This window comes from Bifidobacterium saguini DSM 23967 (assembly GCF_000741715.1).
In the GTDB taxonomy this organism is placed as follows: Bacteria; Actinomycetota; Actinomycetes; order Actinomycetales; family Bifidobacteriaceae; genus Bifidobacterium; species Bifidobacterium saguini.
Window position 1 is genome coordinate 213,984 of the sequence record NZ_JGZN01000007.1, and the last position, 19,431, is coordinate 233,414.

Annotated in this window: 13 protein-coding genes, 1 tRNA gene and 1 pseudogene; 6 read left to right on the top strand and 9 right to left on the bottom strand. The window is 56.3% G+C overall.

The window, feature by feature from the left end:
- Nucleotides 1–38: 38 nt before the first annotated feature.
- From BISA_RS05455 to dnaB, 3 genes are read right to left on the bottom strand one after another with little or no spacing between them, the layout of a single operon-like run.
- Nucleotides 39–791: a type 1 glutamine amidotransferase gene (locus BISA_RS05455; RefSeq protein ID WP_033890675.1), complete on the bottom strand. Its 753-nt coding sequence runs from the start codon at nucleotides 789–791 to the stop codon at nucleotides 39–41.
- Nucleotides 788–2,182 carry a Mur ligase family protein gene (locus BISA_RS05460; protein WP_420308625.1) on the bottom strand — a complete coding sequence of 465 codons (1,395 nt, stop codon included), beginning with the start codon at nucleotides 2,180–2,182 and terminating at the stop codon, nucleotides 788–790. Before BISA_RS05460 ends, BISA_RS05455 begins: the two co-directional genes overlap by 4 nt.
- Nucleotides 2,182–3,627, bottom strand: coding sequence for a replicative DNA helicase (gene dnaB, locus BISA_RS05465; RefSeq protein WP_033890676.1), 1,446 nt, complete (start codon nucleotides 3,625–3,627; stop codon nucleotides 2,182–2,184). The genes BISA_RS05460 and dnaB overlap by 1 nt, the downstream gene beginning before the upstream one ends.
- 316 nt (nucleotides 3,628–3,943) lie before the next feature.
- On the opposite strand from dnaB, the gene BISA_RS05470 reads away from it, so the two are divergent.
- On the top strand, nucleotides 3,944–5,272 hold the full coding sequence (locus tag BISA_RS05470; RefSeq protein WP_051917352.1) for an MATE family efflux transporter: 1,329 nt from the start codon (nucleotides 3,944–3,946) through the stop codon (nucleotides 5,270–5,272).
- 72 nt (nucleotides 5,273–5,344) lie between these two features.
- On the opposite strand, the pseudogene BISA_RS11935 reads toward BISA_RS05470, so the two are convergent.
- From BISA_RS11935 to ftsY, 4 genes and pseudogenes are all read right to left on the bottom strand, one after another.
- Nucleotides 5,345–7,170, bottom strand: a pseudogene (locus BISA_RS11935) ([protein-PII] uridylyltransferase family protein).
- Between the two features lie 122 nt (nucleotides 7,171–7,292).
- On the bottom strand, nucleotides 7,293–7,631 hold the full coding sequence (locus tag BISA_RS05480) for a P-II family nitrogen regulator (RefSeq protein WP_003828096.1): 339 nt from the start codon (nucleotides 7,629–7,631) through the stop codon (nucleotides 7,293–7,295).
- 1 nt (nucleotide 7,632) lies between these two features.
- Nucleotides 7,633–8,928: an ammonium transporter gene (locus tag BISA_RS05485; RefSeq protein ID WP_033890678.1), complete on the bottom strand. Its 1,296-nt coding sequence runs from the start codon at nucleotides 8,926–8,928 to the stop codon at nucleotides 7,633–7,635.
- A gap of 505 nt (nucleotides 8,929–9,433) precedes the next feature.
- A complete protein-coding gene (gene ftsY / locus BISA_RS05490; protein ID WP_033890679.1) occupies nucleotides 9,434–10,657 on the bottom strand; it encodes a signal recognition particle-docking protein FtsY in 1,224 nt (407 codons plus the stop codon).
- Between the two features lie 111 nt (nucleotides 10,658–10,768).
- Here ftsY and BISA_RS05495 point away from each other — a divergent pair, with 111 nt between their 5' ends.
- Both BISA_RS05495 and BISA_RS05500 read left to right on the top strand, forming a co-directional pair.
- On the top strand, nucleotides 10,769–11,503 hold the full coding sequence (locus BISA_RS05495; protein WP_152597161.1) for a TetR/AcrR family transcriptional regulator: 735 nt from the start codon (nucleotides 10,769–10,771) through the stop codon (nucleotides 11,501–11,503).
- Nucleotides 11,504–11,594: 91 nt separating this feature from the next.
- Complete coding sequence (locus BISA_RS05500; RefSeq protein WP_033890680.1) at nucleotides 11,595–12,638, top strand: glycosyltransferase family 2 protein; 1,044 nt, start codon at nucleotides 11,595–11,597, stop codon at nucleotides 12,636–12,638.
- Between the two features lie 18 nt (nucleotides 12,639–12,656).
- On the opposite strand, the gene BISA_RS05505 is transcribed toward BISA_RS05500, so the two are convergent.
- Nucleotides 12,657–14,345 carry a C69 family dipeptidase gene (locus tag BISA_RS05505; protein WP_033890681.1) on the bottom strand — a complete coding sequence of 563 codons (1,689 nt, stop codon included), beginning with the start codon at nucleotides 14,343–14,345 and terminating at the stop codon, nucleotides 12,657–12,659.
- A gap of 92 nt (nucleotides 14,346–14,437) precedes the next feature.
- On the opposite strand from BISA_RS05505, the gene BISA_RS05510 reads away from it, so the two are divergent.
- Nucleotides 14,438–14,510 (top strand) — tRNA-Lys (locus BISA_RS05510).
- 108 nt (nucleotides 14,511–14,618) lie between these two features.
- On the opposite strand, the gene BISA_RS05515 is transcribed toward BISA_RS05510, so the two are convergent.
- Nucleotides 14,619–16,280 (bottom strand): serine hydrolase, encoded by a 1,662-nt coding sequence (locus BISA_RS05515; RefSeq protein WP_237746095.1) that lies wholly within the window; start codon nucleotides 16,278–16,280, stop codon nucleotides 14,619–14,621.
- A 596-nt stretch (nucleotides 16,281–16,876) separates the two neighbouring features.
- Between BISA_RS05515 and zwf the strand changes: the two genes are divergently transcribed.
- Together zwf and BISA_RS05525 are read left to right on the top strand one after the other, a co-directional pair.
- Nucleotides 16,877–18,415: a glucose-6-phosphate dehydrogenase gene (zwf, locus tag BISA_RS05520; RefSeq protein WP_033890682.1), complete on the top strand. Its 1,539-nt coding sequence runs from the start codon at nucleotides 16,877–16,879 to the stop codon at nucleotides 18,413–18,415.
- Nucleotides 18,412–19,431: a glucose-6-phosphate dehydrogenase assembly protein OpcA gene (locus BISA_RS05525; protein ID WP_033890683.1), complete on the top strand. Its 1,020-nt coding sequence runs from the start codon at nucleotides 18,412–18,414 to the stop codon at nucleotides 19,429–19,431. The genes zwf and BISA_RS05525 overlap by 4 nt, the downstream gene beginning before the upstream one ends.

The window sequence follows — 19,431 nt, forward strand, 5'->3', positions numbered from 1 at the left end:
CAGCTCCCCCCAGCAAGGGGAGTCAACGAGTTCCTTGCCTATCTTGGACGCGCTGCTGCAGCCTTGCGCGCGTTGGCGGCTACCTCATCGAGTCGAGCGAGTTCTGCGGCTTGCTCAGCTGTCTGATGCGTTTTCTCAAACGAGCCATAGCGGCGCGAAACAGCGGTGGTAATGAGGAAATCGGAAATGGCTGGATTCTTTGGCAGCAACGAACCGTGCATATATGTGCCGATCACATTGTTGACGCGAGCGCCTTCAGTATGATCCTTACCGTTATTGCCCCGCCCTTCAGCATCTACTGTGCCGAGCGGCTGCACACCATCACGCAAGAAGGTTTGGCCTGAATGGTTCTCGTAGCCGATCACATCGCCGAATTGTTCGGAGTGTTCCACGAGGTTGCCGATCATGCGCACATCCTGGCCCACGGTGTAGGCGCCGATAACTCCGATGCCGTCCAATCGTGTACCATCCACGGTTTCAAAGTATTCACCGAACAGCTGGTAGAGGCCGCAAATCATCAGCATTGGCACGCCATCCGCGGCAAGCTTACGCAGTAAATCGGCACGCATGTAGAAATCATTAATGATTTTCTTCTGACCGGTGTCTTGGCCTCCACCACCCAGAATCAGGTCCACATGTTCCGGCCATTCATCGCCTTGATTGTACTGGTGAACCACCGGCTCATACCCGTACAGTTCAAGCCGGCGACGAATAGTCAGCACGTTCCCCGAGTCTCCGTAAATGTTCATGTCTTTCGGGTAAAGGGACATGATGTCGATTGTTGTGTTCATCGGCCCACTCCTGCGTCGCTGACCTCGGTGATTCCGCCGAGCACCGCGCGCGCTTTGAGCATGGCGGTGTACGTGCAATACATATGTTTACGGGTGTCGGGATTGGTGTTAACGAATGCGGTGACTGCCCGCTCCAGATCAGTATCCACCTGTTTGACCGGCACTTGGTCGTATCCGAGGCGCAGAGCCATATCCCATGCGCGCACGCCGGATACCATGCTGACACCGCTTTCCTTCAGCGAGGTGAAGTCCACATCCCAAAGCCAGCTCATGTCGCGGCCATCGGCGTATTGATCATTGATGATGATCATCGTGTCCGCGCCGGCTGGATTGAAACTGGCTAGCGAAAGACGAAAGCCCATCGGATTCTTGACCAGCAGCAGTTCCACTGGCGAACCATTCACATTGATGACTTCACCACGGCCGAATGCCGGGGTGACGCGGGAAACGGCGGCAATCAGTTCATCCGCGCTCACAGCGCACGCGTTGGCATTGGAGGCCGCCTTGGATTGTGCCGCCGCATCGGTCATCACAGCACGCACTACGGCGAGCGCGGCGGCGGCGTTATACAGGTTGTAGACGCCTTCAAGTTTCACAGCGGTGGAATATGACTGCCCATCCATGCTGAATGTGGCTTCATGGTCGCCTACTGCGGTCAGCGTTACGTCCGCTGGCAATTCCGGTACCGCTCCCCTAGGCGAACTGCCGACGGAGTCGATTGAGAGAGGTTGCGGCTGTGCCGTCTTCGCGCCAGATTCCACTGACACAGTAGTAGCCATGTCATCATCCGAGGGGAAGTAGTGGCGCAAATCATCGGCCAAACCGAAGTATTTGACTTGCGTGCCGGCCGGCACTTTGGCTGCGAGTGCGGCGATACGCGGATCCTCTCGGTTCAACACTACGGTTCCGGTAGTGGCTGCGGCCACATGACTCAGCAGTTTGGCTGTAGTGTCAATCTCTCCGAAACGATCAAGCTGATCGCGCATCACGTTGAGCAGCAGCGCATAACGTGGTTTGACCTGTTTGACGAAATGCACGGCATAGGCTTCGTCAAGCTCAAGCACGGCAATGTCTGCGTCCAGCTTGCCGGCCAGATTGACCTCGTTGAGCAATGCGGACACTACACCGCGCACGAAGTTCGAACCTGTGGGGTTGGTGAATACCTTCAATCCCAAGTCAGACAGCATAGAGGCCACCATGCGTGTAGTGGTGGTTTTGCCGTTCGTGCCGGAGACCAGCACCACGCCGTATGGCAGTTGAGCAAGCGTGCGCGTCAGGAACCCCGGATCGATGGATTCCACGATCTTGCCGGGGAATGCCGAGCCGCCGTGCTTGGTAATACGGGACGCGGCACGAACCAGTTTTCCGATGGCTGGCGTAGCAAACATCATCACACCCCCTGATTGGCGTTGTAATCCTGCGGCATATCCTTGAATTTGGATGTGGCACCAAGGAATGCAAGATGGAACGTTTCGGTAGGACCATTACGATGCTTGGCCATAATAATGTCGGCCTCACCCGGGCGGTCCTCTTTATCGTAGAAATCCGGTCGATGCACAAGGAACACCACGTCAGCATCCTGTTCGATAGAACCGGATTCACGCAAATCGGAAAGCTGCGGTTTCTTGTCATTGCGCATTTCCGGGCCACGGTTCAGCTGGGAGAGCGCCACCACAGGCACCTCAAGCTCTTTGGCCAACAGCTTCAGCGCACGGGAGAACTCAGACACCTCTTGCTGGCGGGATTCCACGGCCTTGCCGGAGGTCATCAGCTGAAGGTAATCGATGACCACGAGCTTCAGATCATTGGTCTGCTTCAAGCGACGGCATTTTGCGCGGATTTCCATCAAGCTCATGTTCGGGCTGTCGTCGATGAATAGCGGTGCGTTCTGCATCTTGGTCCAGAACTGGTTCAACGTGTTCCAACGTTCCGGCGTAATGTCGTCCGCACGGCGAAGCGCCGCCATAGGGATATTGGTTTCGGCGGAGATGATGCGCTGGGCAAGCTCCACCTTGCTCATCTCAAGACTGAACACCACGGAAGTCATATTGTGATGCAGTGCGGCGGCACGCGCGAAATCAATGCCAAGCGTGGACTTGCCCATTGCAGGTCGGCCTGCGACAACTACCATCTGGCCGGGCTGCAAGCCCTGTGTCACGTCATCAATATCGCGGAAGCCCGTAGGTACGCCCTTGTTCACCAAGCCTTGTTGCAGCTTGTCCAGCTGGTCAAGAGCATCATGCACCACCGGGCCAATCGCCGTGTAGTCCTGACGCACCTTGCCCATCGACATCTCATAGATTTCGGATTGGGCCAGATTCACTACATCTTCAGCCTGTGAGCCTTCGGCCGAATAACCAAGCTGGGCGATTTTGGTGCCAGCGGCAATCACATTGCGCAAAATCGCACGCTGATGCACGATTTCGGCATAATACATAGCGTTTGCGGCCGTTGGCACCGAAGCCACCAAGCTATGCAGATAATCAGCCCCGCCTACTTTTTCAAGATTGCCGTCCGCAAGCAGCTGATTAGCCACCAATACCACGTCCACCGGCTGACTGGCGGAGAACAGGTCGATGATGGCGGTATAAATCGTCTGATGCTTGGGCTGATAGAAATCAGTGACATCAATGGTTTGCGAAACCTCACCGATGGCATCCTTGCTCATCAGCATGCCGCCGAGCACTGCCATTTCCGCATCATCGTCATGCGGAGGCACACGATCGAAAATAGGATCGGCGGCGGCGCTGCCCTGTGCACCACCTGACGCACGGCCGCCGCCCGTAGACGAACCACCCGTGTAGCCCTGATATGCGTTGTCACTTCCTTCTGCCATAGCTCCCCAGTATAGAAGGCGATTTTTCGGAGGGAAAATATTTACCGCGACCGAAAATGCATCGTATGGTTATGCACACAGACAAAACTGGGTGCCTGCATAACCCTGCATCATTCACGCTACGTTCACCTAAAAGTGAGCTAGGCGACACGCAGAAGGCGCGAATGTGGATAGAAAAAATAGTTATCCACATTTTGGGGATAACTTGGTGGATAATCCACGGGGTTATCCACATACGGGGGATAACTTGGTGGATAGTCTGGGGATAACCTTTCTAGGCGAAGGAGGCGAGTTGCACAACGTAGTTAAGCATGATATGCAAGCGGACAAGCATGCCACAAGCCGGCAGATTCTTGCCCTTGCATTGCCTACCTTCGGCCAGCTCATCGCCGAACCCACCTTCATTCTTATCGATACGGCGATTGTGGGGCATATTGGAGACGCGGCGCTGGCCGGCCTATCCATCGGTTCCACCATCATTTTGACGGCTGTTGGACTGTGTATTTTCCTGGCGTATTCCACAACCGCACAAGTGGCTCATCTGCTGGGCGCCGGCAAACGGCGCGAAGGCCTGCAAGCAGGCATTGACGGACTTTGGCTAGCGTTGGGAATCGGCTTGATACTCGGCATTGCGCTCTTCGCCACCGCCGAACCATTATGCCGCGCGTTAGGCGGACAAGGTGAAGTACTGCATCAAGCCACGATGTACACTCGCGCCATCGTGCTGGGCGCTCCCGGCATGCTGCTGGTATATGCGGCGAACGGCATCTTCCGAGGTTTGCAAAAAGTACGCATAACACTAATTGCCGCGATTAGCGGCGCTGTGCTTAATACGGTACTTGAGGTCATATTCGTTATCATGCTCGGCTGGGGCATTACCGGCTCCGGTGCAGCAACGTTGATTGCCCAATGGTATATGGGCATATTCCTCGTTATTCCCGCGATTTTGTGGGCGCGCGCTGATGGCGCAAGCCTGCGGCCGCGTTGGGCTGGCATTGCCGCGGCTGGCGGCGATGGCATTCCGTTGTTTATCCGCACATTGGCCATTCGCACCGCGATGGTGGTTACAGTGGCCAGTGCAGCGCGCATGGGCACATCGGTTCTTGCCGGATTTCAAGCGGTGAATTCCACATGGAATTTTGCGATGAATATGCTCGACTCCGTTGGCATTGCCGGCCAAGCACTGGCGGCCACAGCATTGGGAGCCGGCAATCGACCAAAGGCCCGGACACTCACCAAGGCAACCGGCCGCATGGGCGCGCTCACCGGCACCACAATAGGTTTCGGATTCGCCATCATTGGGGTATTCGCAGGGCACTTCTTCTCCCCCACGCCGCATATTCAACTGCTTGTTGCAGTGGGCATGGTGACTATGGGCATATTCTTCCCACTGCAAGGCTGGATGATGGCCATTGACGGCATTCTGATTGGCGCACGCGATTACCGCTATCTGGCAGTCACCTGCACGTTGACCGCTCTGGTGTATATCGCGCTCCTTACACCACTTGCGGGGTATGCCGAATCTCAGGTAGTTAGTGATATCGCGCGCACCATATTGCTGTGGGCAGCGTTCAATGTGATTTTGATGGGCGGGCGCGGCTTGTTCAACGGGCTGCGCATCCGTGGAGATGATTGGATGGGATAGTACGTACGCCCGCGCCCCTCAGTCAGCTTCGCCTACAGCTCCTCTCAGAGAGGGGAGCCAGATAACCGCGGACTACATGGCAGCGCGAACGGCGGCGTACATGGTGTGCACGATTTGTTCTCGCCATTTTGACCAGCCGTACTTCTTGGTGATTGATTCACCTGCGGTAGCGCCAAGAGACGAACCGTCCGCACGGGTGAGGTCATATAGCATGTCCAGCAGCAGCTTGTCATGATGCAGTCGATCAGCCAAGTCAGCGGTAACAGCCGGATCATTAGGATCCTTGCCTGTTGCATATTCCGAGAGTGTCAAATGTTCACGTACCAGTACGGTTGCCCAGTCGATCATCTGCTGCGGGTATCCCATACGCTTTAGAATCACCGGCACATGGCGAGCGCCTTCGGCAGCATGATCGCGCACGAATGCGCGCTTACCAATGTCATGCGTAATGGCTGCAAGCAATAGCGCCTGATAATGTTCATCGTCATAGCGAGCTCCGGATGGAGTCTCCCGGCTGATGCGTGAAGTCACTTCCACCATATGCCTATCAATGGTGTAGCGGTGAGCCGCCGAGGCAGATGGACGGTTGCGGATACCCAACCATTCCGGCATCCACCGGCCGGGAATATCCACGAAATCAATGCTTTCCCACACATTCATCAGTTCCGGCCCGCAAGCAAGCAATCGCACGAACAGTTCGCGAGACTCATCATCCCACTGATTGTCTCGAATCGGGCAATGTTTCAGGTTCGTCAGCGTGGACGGATTAATCGGCAAACCGAATTCGCCGGAAGCCACGGCCATACGCAACGCCAACTTGGCATCTTGAGCAGGATCCACGCCCGGCGCCAACACAAGCTCGCCTTCATGCTTGGCGATGCCGGGAGACACGATGTCGAACTGCGGAGCCTCACGCTTGCCACCGGCACGCTGCGAGAACATTTGGAAGAACGCAAAGCGAGGCTTCTCATGGGTCAGCGAATGCTCGGCACGGGAAGCGGTGGAATCCAAGGCAAAGGAGATGCGGCGGCCAAGACGGGCGAGCATGGTCTGCAAGTCATCGATGGAGTAGGCAGCACGCTCAGCTTCAGGCCATGTCGGGTCAGCCAAGCCCAGCATGGCTGCAACCTTGGCTTGATATGGGGTGAGCAGCAGATTCGTGTCTTTGCCGGCTACCAAATGAATGCAGTCGCGCACATCAAGCAGACGTTCCACAGCTTCGTCGTAGCTGCCGTGCGGGCGGTCAGCAAGCCAGGACGTGGCAAGCGCGGAAATCAACACCGAATCGCGTAAGCCTCCGCGCGCTTCCTTAATATCAGGCTGGTTCACATACTGCAGTCGCGCGAATTCATCCAGTCTGGATTTGGCGGAGTCAAGCAGTTCCGGCAAACGTTTGCGCGCAGCCTTGCGCCAGCGTTCAAGAATGGATGTAGCCGTGGCGCGAATCAGTTCAGTGTCACCGGCAATGGGCTTCACGTCAAGCCAGCCCATTGCAGCGGGAAGATCATGGTCCGTGACTTCTTCGCACTGAGAGCGAGTGCGAATGGAATGATCAAGGTCAAGGCCGCTATCCCATAGCGGATACCACAGTTTGTTGGCGAGCTCGTTGAGCTGCTGATCGTTGACAGCATGCGGCTCGTAGATAATCACCAGATCCAAATCGGAGCTCGGGCCAATCTGCCTCGAGCGAGGGAGCCCACTGCCGCAAAGCCAATGCCGGAATCCGGCACGGTGAATGAAACCGATTCGCAAGCTTCGCTCCATAATTTCGTCAGGCTCTGCATGGCCAGTTCGGTGCGGGCCTTACGTTTGGCTGCACCATTGCGGTATACACCATCCGCATCCGGCTGACTCATCTCCATGAACCGCTGCTTCAAACCATCTACTGCCGATGCCATTGCCCCAGATCTTTCGTCATGTAAAAATGTAAAAAAGTCCCCGCACGGCGACAAACGCAACGTGCGGGGACCTGTCTTATTTGAGTAGCCCGAACCTTGTAGGGAAGGAATCGGACGCTTTATCAGATCGCGGCGGAACCGGTCTCACCGGTACGCACGCGGGTCACGGAATCAAGCGGGGCAACCCACACCTTGCCGTCACCGATAGTGCCGGAGCCGGCAGACTTGACAATCACACCGACCAGCGTCTCGGCATCGGCGTCATCAGCCAGAACCTCGATGCGAATCTTCGGAATCAGGTCAACGGTGTATTCAGCGCCGCGGTAGACCTCGGTGTGGCCACGCTGACGGCCATAGCCGTTAGCCTCGGACACGGTCAGACCGTGCACGCCAGCGGCTGCGAGAGCCTCCTTGACGTCGTCGAGCTTATGGGGCTGGATGATAGCGGTGATTAGCTTCATCTCACTTCACCTCCTTGAGAACGGAGCTGGCAGTACCAGCGAAATCGTAAGCACGTTCGCCCTGATCGGCAAGATCGATGCCGCCGACTTCCTGAGCTTCGGTGACGCGCCAACCGATGGTCTTCTCGAGAGCGAAGGCGATGATGGCGGTGATCACTGCGGAGTACAGGATGGCAACCAGAGCGATGACCAGCTGAACAACGAGCTGCTTCCAGTCGCCGCCAGCCAGCAGGCCGGTACCCTCGCCGAAGAAGCCGATGAGCAGGGTGCCGGTGAAACCACCAACGCCGTGGACGCCAACAACATCGAGGGAGTCATCGTAACCGAACTTGAACTTCAGACCGCAGGCGAGGCAGGTCAGGATGCCGACGATAGCGCCGAGCACGATGGCCCACAGCGGGGAGACCACGTCAGCGGCCGGGGTGATGCCGACCAGGCCAGCAACCATACCGGAGGCAGCACCCATAGCGGTGTAGTGGCCGGAACGAATCTTTTCAGTGAAGCCCCAAGAGAGCATTGCAGCAGCGGTTGCGGCGGAGGTGGAAACCCAAGCGTAGCCAGCGGTGCCGTTGGCAGCGAAGGCGGAACCTGCGTTGAAGCCGAACCAGCCGAACCACAGCAGGAAGGCGCCGAGCATCACGAACGGAACGTTGTGCGGGCGGAATGGCTGAGTGCCGAAGCCCTTACGCTTGCCGATGATCAGCACGATGATCAGGGCGGCGACTGCAGCGTTGATGTGGACGACCGTACCACCTGCGAAATCGTGGGCGGCAGCGCCGATGGCCTTGGAGATAGCACCGTCTGCGGAGAGCAGACCACCGTTCCAGACCATGTGGGCCATAGGAGCGTAATCGAAGGTGATCCACAGGGCAACGAAGATCATCCAGGTGCTGTACTTGACACGCTCTGCGATAGCGCCGCAGATCAGGCCAACGGTAATCATGGCGAAGGCCACCTGGAAGGCAACGTCAACGGAAACCGGGTAGTTGTTGCCGTTCAGACCGGTAGTGGTGAACACACCATCCTTGGCCACCATCGAATCCTTCAGCAGGAATCCGCTGGCCGGATCGCCGAAGATGCCACCGATGTCGTTACCGGCGTAGGCGATGGACCAACCCCACAGGGTCCAGATAATCATGGTGACTGACAGTGCAGCCGCCTCAAGCATCAGCATGTTCAGAACGGCCTTGGCACGAACCATACCGCCGTAGAAGAACGCCACACCAGGCGTCATGAGGAAAACCAAGGATGCGGATGTGAGGATCCACGCGGTATTTCCGGAATCAAGCGCTCCCATGTCTACCTCCCTCTCTCTTTCGTTCATGGCGTCGAGGGTTCGGAAAAACTCAAAGCCTCGGCGTCTAGTTCCAATAAATGCCGTCCCCCTTGTGGGGGCTAACAGTTCGTCAGTAAAAGCCGGCTGCGTTTTCAATTCGTTACATCAAGTTACGCGATTGTTAAGCGTTAAACCGTGATATCAGCACAGATTAGGGTCTGGTTTCGGCTTGATTCCAAGGGATATGAAGAGGCCTCGAACTATGTTTCGAACATAATTCGAGGCCTTGTTTACATGGTTTGCGGCGTTTCACGCGTTCATAACGTGGACGCTTCGCATCGACCTTCGCTATCGTTGACTGTAGGTTTTTGAACACTGACTGTAGGGAATCCAACGTTTTTCGTCGGAAACCCTACAGTCAGTGTTGAAAAACCGACAGTCAGTGTTGGATTCCCTACAGCCGAAGTCGGAAAACCGACAGTCAATGTTGGAAAACCGACAGTCAACTGATACGCGAGTGCAACTTTTAGGCGAGGATGCCGTCGACGAAACCTTCCGGGTCGAACGGAGCCAAATCATCCGGACCTTCGCCAAGTCCTACGAGCTTAACCGGCACACCGAGCTCCTTCTGCACGCTGATGACGATGCCGCCCTTGGCGGAGCCATCCAGCTTGGAGAGCACCACGCCGGTGATGCCGATGGCTTCGGCGAACACCTTGGCCTGAGCCATGCCGTTCTGGCCGGTGGTGGCGTCGAGCACCAGCAGCACTTCACTCACCGGCAGCTGTTTTTCAGTAACGCGGCGAATCTTGCCCAGCTCATCCATCAGGTTCGACTTGTTTTGCAGTCGGCCTGCGGTATCGATAATCAGCACGTCGGCATTGAGTTCCTTGGCCTTGCCCGCAGCCTCGAATGCGACCGATGCCGGATCGGCTCCGTCCTTATCCGAGCGAACAACCGGCACATTGACGCGAGCGCCCCATGTCTCCAACTGATCTGCGGCCGCGGCGCGGAAGGTATCGGCAGCACCCATTACCACGGATTTGCCCTCAGCTACGAACAGTCGGGCGAGCTTGCCGGCAGTCGTGGTCTTACCTGTACCGTTCACGCCAACCATGATGATCACGGATGGCTTGTCCGCGCCCGGCTTTTCGGCGTTCAGGCGGCGGTCGGTATCACGGCCGACCAAATCGAGGAGTTTGTCTTTCAGCGTGGCACGAACTTCAGTCGGATCGGCGGTACCGGTGATGCGAGCGTCAGTCCTCAAATCATCAACCAGTTGAGCGGAAGCCTCGGCACCTACATCGGCGAGCAAAAGCGTATCTTCCACATCTTCCCAGTCAGCCTCGGAAAGATTGTCTTTGGCCAGAATATTGAACAGCGCCTTGCCGAATGGGTTTCCGGATTTGGAGAGCTTGGCCTTCAGCCTGGTCAGTCGGGAGCCCACTGACTCCGGGGCTTCCGGTTCGTTAGAGGGTGCCGACTGCGATGGTGCAGATTCAGCTGCTGATTCAGCAACTACCGATGATTCCTTAGATTCAGCTGATTCAGTAGATTTCGCGGCTTCAGCAGCCAGTCGCGCATCAGCCGCAGCCTTAGCATCGCGCGTGCGCTGATTATCAGGAGCGGATTTGCCCAGCGCCCGGTCAAGATCACGCTTGCGGGATTTGGAGAGCCAAATGCTCAAGGCGATGAGCACCACCGCCACAACAATGACGCCAACAACGGCGAGAACAGTATTCATTTCCATACTTGCCAGTCTAATGTGGGCCATCCCGCAAATCAGCGGCCGGCAGCGGCTACTGCCTACCACCCGACTTACCCACCGACTATGGTGGTCGGCATGGCACATTCCTCACGTATGACGTCGCTGCAGCGGCGAGAACAGCTGATCGCAGTCGGACGCTCCCTGTTTGCCGCCAAAGGGTTCGAAGCGGTGAGCATGGAGGAGATTGCCGCGCACGCCAAGGTTTCCAAGCCGATTGTGTATGAGCATTTCGGCGGCAAAGAAGGCCTGTATGCGGTGATTGTGGACCGTGAGATGCGTGCGTTGATTAACACGCTGGCCGCCGCACTGGATGCGCCGACGATGCATCCGCGCCAAATCGTGGAACGTACCGCCTTGGCATTGCTGACCTATATTGAAGAAAACGCTGAAGGATTCCAAGTATTGGTGCGCGATTCGCCGAGCACCGACCCTTCCGGTTCATTCAGTTCACTGCTGGGCGATATTTCGATGCGTGTGGAAGATATTCTTTCCGAAGCATTCAAGCGTCAGAAACTTTCGACCAAGGGTGTGCCCTATTATGCGCAAATGCTTGTGGGCATGACCGTATTCACCGGTCAATATTGGGCAGACCGTCCAAAGGTCAGCAAGGAGCAGCTCGCCGCTTATATCGTGGATTTGGCATGGCATGGCCTGAGCCGGCTTGATTCCAAGCCACAGCTGAGGTTTGAGGGAGCGCGCGCCCAGCGAGAGGCGGAACGCGAAGCTCAGCGCAGCACTCGTCTAAGCGCAGATTTAGCCGCTGATAGCGATGATTACAACGGCGACGGCAACAATACTGCCGAGCTGCAGAACGTGAGTGCAGAGTAACAGCTTACGCAACATGTCTGTCAATAGCGCCGACTAGGTGCTACGGTTTGAACAGCAAAACGAACACCAACTTTGTGAGGACGTAACGGGTATGGCCAACGCGGCAACAACAGCAAAGACGCTCACTTTCGTGATTCCCGCATACAATATGGAGTCCTATCTTGACCGTTGTGTCAGCTCAGTGCTTTCCGCCTCGAACCCGGAAGACATTGAGGTGCTGATTGTGGATGATGGTTCGAAAGACGGCACGCTGGCGTACGCGCAGAAGCTGGAACAGCGCCATCCTGGCATTGTTCGAGCCATCCATCAGGAGAACAAGGGCCACGGTGGAGCCGTAAACACCGGCATTGCCGCGGCCGCCGGCATGTACGTCAAAGTGGTGGATGCGGATGATTGGGTGGACCCGCAGGCCATCAACACCGTGATGGCCACGCTGCGAGCACAGCGCGAAACGACCGAGCCCATCGACATGCTGGTCACCAACTATGTCTATGACAAAGTGGCCAAGCGTTACAAGCATACGGTGAACTTCCGCCGCGTGATTCCGTCCGGCCGCGTGCTCGGCTGGGATGATTTGGGGCATTTCGGTCTTGCGCAGTACATCATCATGCATGCGCTCACCTTCCGCACGCAGGTGGTGCGCGATTCCGGTCTGAAGCTGCCGGAGCACACGTTCTACGTGGACTTCTATTACTCCTATCAGCCGTTCCCGTGGGTGAAGCGCATTCAGTATTTGGATGTGCCGTTCTACCACTATTTCATTGGCCGCGAAGGCCAGAGCGTGCAGACCGATGTGATGATTCGCCGCGTCGATCAGTTGCGTCTGGTGAATCGTCTGATGACCGAGGCCACGCCGGAGCGCGGCACTGTGCCCGAGGGGCTGTATCGCTATATGATTCACTTCCTAGCCATTGAGTCTTCAGTGACTTCTGTGTTCCTGATTCTTTCTCGCGATAAAGCCAATTACGCCAAGAAGAAGGAACTCTGGGAGGCAATTGACGCATATTCTCCCACCATTGGGCATGATGTGCGCAGCAAGCTGATGTCTCGCGCGATTAACCTTCCCGGTTCGGTGGGCCGTTGGATGGTTCGCAACGGCTACACCATCGCCGAGAAGGTTGTCGGCTTCAACTAAGCACAGATCAGTACGCCATTAGTCCGTCCAACGGTCGGACATGGCGAAGCTATTGTGCATGAGATTGCTGGCGGTGTAGACCACATTGTTGAGCAGCTTGGTGGTGTGCTCGCGCAGATAATCAGCCATCTGCTGATTGGCAGTCTCCAGCGCAGCCTGCACGGACTGTGCAGCACTGTCTGAAGCCTCGGCATCGCCATTGGCTTGTGCATCTTCCAGCGCAATATCAGTCTGGTCCACCAATCGATGCCCGAAGGCGCGCACGCCTTCCGCATACCCTTCGATGGCATTATGCGTTTCAAACCAATGCGCATCAGCCACCACGGCAATCAGGCGGTTCGTCCAGTACAGATTGTCGGTGGATACTTCCGGCGTGGTGTCCCGCAGATAAGCCGGCGTATCATGCACGTTCGCATAGAACGGGGCAATCGTGGTGAACGGACCAGAGCCGAACGACACCCACATCACCGCACGATTGGCGGTTGCAGCATACGGGCGCAGCTGAATCGCCACCATATGACCAGTGCGATTCACGCCAATCGGGCGATAACGGTGGCGCGATTCCGGCGTGCCCTTGGTGCCGTACGGATCATACGGCGTTCCCTCAAAGTGGCTGGAAAGCAGGAAATCCACGTCTTCCAGACTCACCTTGTTTTCCGGCACGCGGCACCACGGAATATCGTCTGATTCCGGAGTGTACTGCGCGGCAGGCGAATCCCAATCCTCGCTCGGATTCAAATACCGCTGCATATACCATGCGCGAGGCGTGTTATAAATATGATCCTTCGGCGTGCTCGCACCAAATACCTTGCGCGGGTTGAATCGGTTCGGCAGCGCTTCCGCACGCGCCTTGACGCGGGCAGCGCGATCGGCTGCCGCCGAATCGGTAACCGAGCTGGATTCAGCAGCACGGCGGGCATGGGAACCGGTACGTGAACCGGTACCGTGAGCATGTCGACCGCCTGCTGCAGTCGGTGCGCCCATTGTGCGGTCAAGATAATGCTCGGCAATGAATTCACGCAGGTCGGCACTGCACATGTACTCGCGCTGACGACCGAATGCATCGGCCAGATTGAAATCGTCAATACCCAACTGGTTCGGAATCGTGGCATAGCAATCATCCGGCACGCGGCGGGCAATCCAATGGTGTCCACCAATGGTTTCCACATACCAGATTTCGTTCACATCGGAAATAATCACACCATTGGACTCGTAAGTACCGTAGGCTTCCAACAATTCACCCAGTCGCTTGACACCTTCGCGTGCAGTCGTCACATACGGCAACACCAAGGTGATGACATCTTCCTCACCGATGCCGCCCGGCTGCTCAGGCTGGTAATCGGCATCTCCCGGCTTGCCAACAGCAGCTCGAAGCTCAACCATCGGATCGGCGGCGAGCACCCGTTCGTTGACCGCAATGGTTTCGGTGGCGCTCATCGCCACATTATGTTCGTTTGCGCCGGCTTCCGCCAGAACGCCGCGATTATGTAATACGTTCGGCGCGATGGTGTAGCGGCAGGGATTGTCCGGCAAATCAATTGCCACATGGCTTAACACACTCACATAGTGACGTGGCTGATCTTCGGGAGCTACAGCCACCAGACGCTTGGGATCGTAACGGCCTGAGCCGGAATCATCGTCGCGGGCAATGATGGTCGAGCCATCGTAACTTGCATTCTTGCCAATGAGAATAGTGGTGCATGACATGTTGCCCCACTCTAGGAGCCGGATGGGTCGGTGTCTACATGCGCAACGCCGATTATGCATTGTCCGGCATTCGCGTGTATCTTAGAAACGTTGCCCCTCTAGCTCAACGGTTAGAGCAGCGTCCTTTTAAGTCGTGGGTTGTGGGTTCGAATCCCACGGGGGGCACGAATAAACCCTTGGAAACATTGAGTTTCCAAGGGTTTTGTATTTCCGTCTAATCCGCTTTCGTCCCTGATAGTCCCTGATGGGCCGTCACAGAGCGAGCTGAGCCGACTACAAATCCTCGTAAATCAGCAGGCTGGCCTGCGCGATTTTGTACCAACTGGATCCGTCGGTCATAATGACCATCGCATAATCACCTTTATCGCACCGCACAATTGCGGCATCATGCAGCAGTCCATCCAAGAATCCAACCTTGTCTTGGACCACGCCATCGGAACCGATGCCAGTCGGAATGCCGTCACGATATACCTGCGTTTGCATGAGCTGGAACAATCGGTCCGTGGAATCCGTGTTCGCAATGGAGTTGGTGTAGAAGCCCTTGAGCACTGTAGCCAAATCATTGGCGGTAGTTTCCATATCGCCAACCGCGAAATTCGTATTATTCGCACCGATCTCATGCGCCTGCTGAGTCACCGTATCGAATCCGTAACGGCTCAGCCAGGCTTCCGGGCAGTCATTGTCGGAATTGACAATCATCGTGGCCATGCAGGAACTCAGCGTCATGCCGTTGAGCGGGCTGTTCCACGTCAGTTCGCCGGTTTCCACGGCATGAATCATCGAATACGCTACGAACAGTTTGTACGTACTGGCCGAAGTGGTTACCGTATCCGCGTTGATTTGCAGCTTGGACTCTCCGGTTTTCAGATCATATACAGCCACCGAATATGTGGCGCCGGCAAACAGCTCATTCAGCTTGTCTTGCGTACTGCCCTTGGTAGGCAACCCGTCATACAGCTCAAGATTGTCCACCTGATTAATCGAGATGGCAACCGGAGCCGCCTGCCCGCTGGCGAGCATCGACGCCAACGCGTTGGCTGTGGCATCCGCATCAATCGCACGCGATGCACGGCCCTTAACGGCGAACATTGCCGGCACCGCATTAGCATCAACAGCTTTTTGCGCAACCTGCAGCGCAATGCCCTGAGATTTCATCTGGCTCATCAGCGTAGAACTGCCGATAGTAACATCCAGCTGAGTGTTATCCTGCGCATTCGCGCTGGTGCTGATGGTTTTGACAATGCTGCTCGATGGCAGAGTCCAACTGCCATCGTTGTACGTGAACGTCACATTATCGCCCAGTGCAGCATTAATCGTCTTTAGTAATTGCTGCGCAGTATCCAAAGAGACGGTGGGCTGCACAATATTCATCTCAATAGTGGCAGTCGCCAAATCGCCAGTGCTGCTGTCGGTAAGACTAAAGTCTGCCGTTTTGCGAATATCACTGGCTTTGAAGGTATAGCCCACTGCAGAATCCACAGCCTGCAGTTTGCCGCTATCATCAGCTTTCACTGATGCATTGCGCACATCTGCTTCCGTTTGTTTCTTTGATGAGCCAAGAGCATCAGGCAAATCATCAGATGTGGTGTTGTGCACAAACAGCCATGAGAATGGAATAATGCGCTGTGCGAAAGAATGATGGGCTGCGGCCTCGGCTCGAGCAGTATAGTTTGCGGTGATTCCTGCCTTTTGTGCAGTAAGCGTCACCTTGGTTTTTGTAGTGGAATCGGTAAGTGTTACTGTGCGTTGCAGTGTTTTTGCATTGAGCTTGATCGCTGCACTCTGGGCACTTTGGCTGCCCACCGAATATCCATCAAGCGTGGCCAGCGGGTAAAAGCGGTCAGATGGCCAGAATAATTGGAATAATTCAACAAGCAGTACCACGCCTAAGCAGACGACCATAATGCGCCGGCGAGTGTACACGCTGCCGGTCATTACAGAAACTCGGCCGAAACGTCGCCTTGAGGGGAGTGTGCTTGCCGTAGTCCTTGGAACTGAGATTCCGTAACGTTGCATATATAGCGTACAGAGCCTTCCACATTGGCCTCAGCGTTGATGCCACAGTCCTTGGCTGCTGACCGTTGCGCCTTAGCTTCGATTGGCTTACAGGTTCCGCCATATTCCGTCGATGCTCGGTATGTACTGAATGCTCCGACTCTCTACGGGAAGCATGGTGAGACGGCGGAAACGAAGGTGGTATTTTAGGCATGCGTGTACTTCATAAATCGTTATAGGGTATTTTGTGAATCAAATAGTGGACACTATTTTTCTCCAACACTATGACATGGCACATTCATAGACCACGTAGTGAAAAGTGCGGCATGATTTTGCTGAATATTTACTTACAAATCGGCATAACATAGCGCTTGGCAAACGCATAATTCGCACCGCTTGTGTTTATCCATAAACATAATGCAAATACACACTTTTGGGGAGCGCGAGTCGCAATTTACAGGAAAGTGCCTCACATCACAGTATTTTTTATATCGCCTCTAGCGATACATTCCCTGCGAGGGCTACGCTTAGAAGCTATGAGTGAACTTTCCAACTGGAGCAATCCGCTGCGCGATTCGCGCGATTTGCGCTTGCCTCGCATCGCCGGCCCCTGCAGTCTGGTGATTTTCGGCGTCACCGGCGATCTGGCGCAGAAGAAGCTGCTGCCAGCCGTCTATGACCTCGCCAACCGTGGCCTGCTGCCGCCGAGCTTCGGCCTGACCGGCTTCGCCCGCCGCGATTGGACGCAGGAGCATTTCATCGAATTCGTCAAGGCCGCCGTGCAGGCCCACTGCCGCACTCCGTTCAAGGAATCGACGTGGAAGAATCTGGCTGCCGGCATTCGTTTCGTGCGTGGCACGTTCGATGACCCGGAGGCCTTCGAACGCCTGAGTGCCACCGTGCAGGAACTGGACCGTGACCGCGGCACCCGAGGCAATCATGCCTTCTACATGTCCGTGCCGCCGCGCGCATTCCCCATCGTGGCCAAGCAGCTGGCCGCTTCCGGCCTGTCCCGATCCTCCGAGGGCGCTTGGCGCCGCGTGATCATCGAGAAGCCGTTCGGCCATGACCTGGCCAGCGCCAAGGAGCTCGATCATGTGGTTTCCGAAGTGTTCGACCCGAGCTCGGTGTTCCGCATCGACCATTATCTCGGCAAGGAAACCGTACAGAATCTGCTGGCCTTGCGCTTCGCCAACGCCATGTATGAGCCGATTTGGAACGCGAACTACGTGGACCATGTGCAGATCACGATGGCCGAAGATATCGGTATCGGCGGTCGCGCTGGTTACTACGACGGCATCGGTGCTGCACGCGATGTGATTCAGAACCATCTGCTGCAGCTTATGGCTCTGACTGCTATGGAAGAGCCGGTAAGCTTCACCGCCAAGGATTTGACTGCGGAAAAGACCAAGGTGCTTTCCGCAGTGCGTCTGCCGAAGGATTTACGTCTGACCACCGCACGCGGCCAGTACGCCCGCGGCTGGCAGGGCTCGCATGAGGTGGTCGGCTATTTGGAGGAGAAGGGCATTGACCCGGCTTCCACCACTGAGACCTACGCTGCAATCCAGCTTGATATTGACACTCGCCGTTGGGCTGGCGTACCGTTCTATCTGCGTACCGGCAAGCGCTTGGGTAAGCGCGTGACTGAAATCGCCGTGGTGTTCAAGCGTGCACCGCACCTGCCGTTCGAGCAGACCGCCGTACGTGAACTTGGCAAGAACGCCATTGTGATTCGTGTGCAGCCGGACGAGGGTGTGACTATGCGCTTTGGCGCCAAGGTGCCGGGTGGCACCACGATGGAGGTCCGTGACGTAAACATGGACTTCAGCTATGGCCGCTCCTTCACCGAGAATTCGCCGGAAGCCTACGAGCGCCTGATTCTTGATGTGCTTTTGGGCGATCCGCCGCTATTCCCGACCACCGAAGAGGTGAACCTCAGCTGGGAAATCCTCGATCCGATTGAAGAGTTCTGGTCCACGCTCGGCCAGCCGCAGCCCTACCGTGCAGGTACATGGGGTCCGGCCGAAGCCGATGAGATGCTGGCGCGCGAAGGCCGCCACTGGAGGATGCCATGATCATCGATCTGCCAAATACGCGCACGCGCGAAATCGCCCATAAGATTGAGCAGCTGCACGAAGAGCGCGGCGAATCCGCCACTGGCCGTGTGCTGACTCTGCTGATTTCCGCGGACGATAGCGAACTTGAACATGCGCTGGAAGTCGCCAATGCCGCCAGCCGTGAGCATCCATGCCGCGTGATTGCGATAGTTCCGGATACGCATTATCAGTCTGACTCTGCTGATTCCACCGGTGAGGCCGCTGCCGACACCGACGTGAAGGCAATGGAGAAAACCGATAATCCGGCTGTTGATTTGACCGATGGCCCTGCCGAATCGAACCTCAATGCTCAGGTTCGTTTCGGTGCCGACGCCGGCGCTGGCGAAATCATTATCCTGCGCCCGCACGGAGGCCTTATCAATCACCCGGATACGTTGGTGATTCCACTGCTGGTGCCTGATGTGCCGGTAGTGGCCTGGTGGCCGACGAACCCACCGTCTAATCCTTCCAAGGATCTGATGGGTGCGATGGCTCGCAGCCGTATCACCGATGCGCTGCGCTCCAACAATCCTGAAGCTACGATTGAGCGTCTGCGCCGTAATTGGACACCGGAAGATATCGACCTGTCCTGGACTCGCCTGACCGTATGGCGCGCCATGCTGGCCTCCATGCTCGATCAGCCGCCGCATCTGCCCATCATCGCGGTAAAGGTGACCGGCCCGCAGGAGTTCCTGCCAATGGATCTGCTGTGCGCATGGTTGCGTTTAAAGCTCGGCGTACAAGTGGACGTGGAGTATGTGAATGATGCCGAAGCTGTAACCGGCGTGTATCTGACTCGCGAGGATGGCGTGGTGTCTCTGGAACGTCCGCATGAGGATCAGGCGCTGATTTCCATGCCGGGCCAGGCTCCGCAAACCATTTCCGTGCCAGTACGCACCATCGAGGACTGTCTGACCGAGGAATTGCGCCGCATCGATCCGGATGAGGTGTATGCCGAAGTCATCAATGAAGGCTGGGACCTGATTCGTCACTGA